The sequence below is a fragment of the Microbacterium sp. HMWF026 genome, assembly GCF_003061325.1.
Classification (GTDB): domain Bacteria; phylum Actinomycetota; class Actinomycetes; order Actinomycetales; family Microbacteriaceae; genus Microbacterium; species Microbacterium testaceum_E.
The window spans coordinates 1-1996 of sequence record NZ_QAJB01000265.1; the positions used below are offsets into that span (position 1 = coordinate 1).

The window sequence follows — 1996 nt, forward strand, 5'->3', positions numbered from 1 at the left end:
GGGTACCGGGGGTACCCGGGGTTCCGGGCGTTCCGGGCGTTCCGGGCGTTCCGGGCGTTCCGGGGGTGCCGGGCGTTCCGGGGGTACCCGGGGTTCCGGGCGTTCCGGGCGTCCCAGGCGTGCCGGGGGTTCCGGGCGTGCCAGGCGTACCGGGGTTACCCGGGGTTCCCGGGGTGCCGGTGTTCGATCCGATGGTGGTGCTGTCGCCGATCACCGAGACGGCGTTGCCGCCGATGGTGATGGGCAGGGCGATCGGGACGATCAGCTGGTTGCCGCCGAGGATGCTGTCGCTTCCGTCGGTGGTGATACCGCCGAGCAGTCCGCCCGAGGTGCCGCCGGTGGTGGTGGCATCCTTCGAGGTGCTGTCACCGATCACCGAAACGGCGTTGCCGCCGATGGTGACGGGCAGCGAGATGGGCAGAACCGCCTGGTTGCCGCCGAGGATGCTGTCGCTCCCGTCGGTGGTGACGCCGCCGACACCCGAGCCGCTGGTGCCGCCCGTGGTGGTGGCGCTGTCCGACACGCTGTCGCCGATGCCCGATACGGCGTTGCCGCCGATCGTGACGGGCAGCGAGATGGCCAGAACCGCCTGGTTGCCGCCGAGGATGCTGTCGCTCCCGTCGGTGGTGACGCCGCCGACACCCGAGCCGGTGGTGCCGCCCGTGGTGGTGGCGCCGTCCGACACGCTGTCGCCGATGCCCGACACGGCGTTGCCCCCGATCGTGACGGGCAGCGAGATGGGTGCGATCACCTGGTTGCCGCCGAGGATGCTGTCGGTGCCGTCGGTGGTGACGTCGCCGACGCCCGCGCCGGAGCCGGTGGTGCCGCCGGTGGTGGTGGCATCCTTCGAGATGCTGTCGCCGATACCCGATACGGCGTTGCCGCCGATCGTGACGGGCAGCGAGATGGGTGCGATCACCTGGTTGCCGCCGCCGAGGCTGTCGGTGCCGTCGGTGGTGACGTCGCCGACGCCCGCGCCGGAGCCCGTGGTGCCGCCGGTGGTGGTGGCATCCTTCGAGATGCTGTCGCCGATGACCGACACGGCGTTGCCGCCAACGGTCACGGGGACGTTGATCGGCAGGACGGCCTGGTTGCCGCCGCCGATGCTGTCGGAGCCGTCGGTCGACACGTCACCCGCGCCGCCGCTGGACGAGCCGCCGCCGGTGGTGGTGGCATCCGAGGTGCTGCTGTCGCCGATGACCGAGACGGCGTTTCCGCCGACGTGACGGGCACGTCGACCGACACCAGCCCCTGGTTTCCCGAGAGGATGCCGTCGCTGCCGTCGGTCGTGACCGAGGGAGCGGGCGCCGAGGCGGGGGCCGTGGTGGTGGCGTCTTCGCTGTGGCTGCCGCCGATCAGCGAGACGGCGTTGCCGCCGACCGTGACGGGCACGGTCGCAGAGATGAGGCCCTGGTCGCCCGAGAGCAGACCGTCGGTGCCGGACGTTTCTGCGGCGTTTGCGACGCCGCATCCGAGGACGGCCAGGCCGCCTCCGACGAGCGCGCCCATGAGGACGCGCGAGTAGATCTTGCACATGGAAGTTTCTCCTGTAGATGAATGAGGGTGCGCGTGAGCGCGTGGTCGTCAGCCGTGACGGGCACGGCGAGACCTTCCTCAGTCAGGAGAGACGTCGGTGGCGTAGACGGGAACGGCGGGGAGGTCGTCGTCGACGGCTCCTCCGCGCGAGAGAAGAACGATGGCCGCCGAGAGGGCCGCGTGGTCGGCGGTGGCGGGGGCTGCGCCGCCCGCTCCCGAGCCGCCGAAGGCCGACGAGGCCGAACCGGTGCTGACGCCGAACGTGAGGCTCGAGGCGTCGTCGGCGACGGGGGAGGAGGGGATGCCGGATGCCGCGCCCGCAGCAGCCGCCTGAGCCGTCTGCGTGGCCGTCGAGACGGCTCCGCGGAACAGGCGGGCGATCTGGTCGGCGAGGGCGGTGGTCGAGACCGAGGGGGCGAGGGATGCCGTGGCCTCGACGGCCGCGTCGGGGGACCCGGGG

The 1996-nt window shown here is 72.3% G+C and carries 2 protein-coding genes and 1 pseudogene; all 3 read right to left on the reverse strand.

Annotated elements, in window-relative coordinates; translation table 11 throughout:
* Positions 1-1129, reverse strand: a 1129-nt coding sequence (locus tag DBR36_RS17735; protein ID WP_181373556.1) for a hypothetical protein, incomplete at its 3' end; no start/stop codon positions are given.
* Entirely contained in the window at positions 1060-1536 is a 477-nt protein-coding gene (locus DBR36_RS17740) for a hypothetical protein (protein WP_181373557.1), read from the reverse strand. The genes DBR36_RS17740 and DBR36_RS17735, both read right to left, overlap by 70 nt.
* A gap of 78 nt (positions 1537-1614) precedes the next feature.
* Positions 1615-1996 (reverse strand): annotated as a pseudogene (locus DBR36_RS17745) (hypothetical protein); the annotation flags it as partial.

Excerpts from the sequence above, each read along its gene's own strand:
- DBR36_RS17740 (WP_181373557.1), bottom strand. The coding sequence starts at position 1,536 with ATGTGCAAGATCTACTCGCGCGTCCTCATGGGCGCGCTCGTCGGAGGC.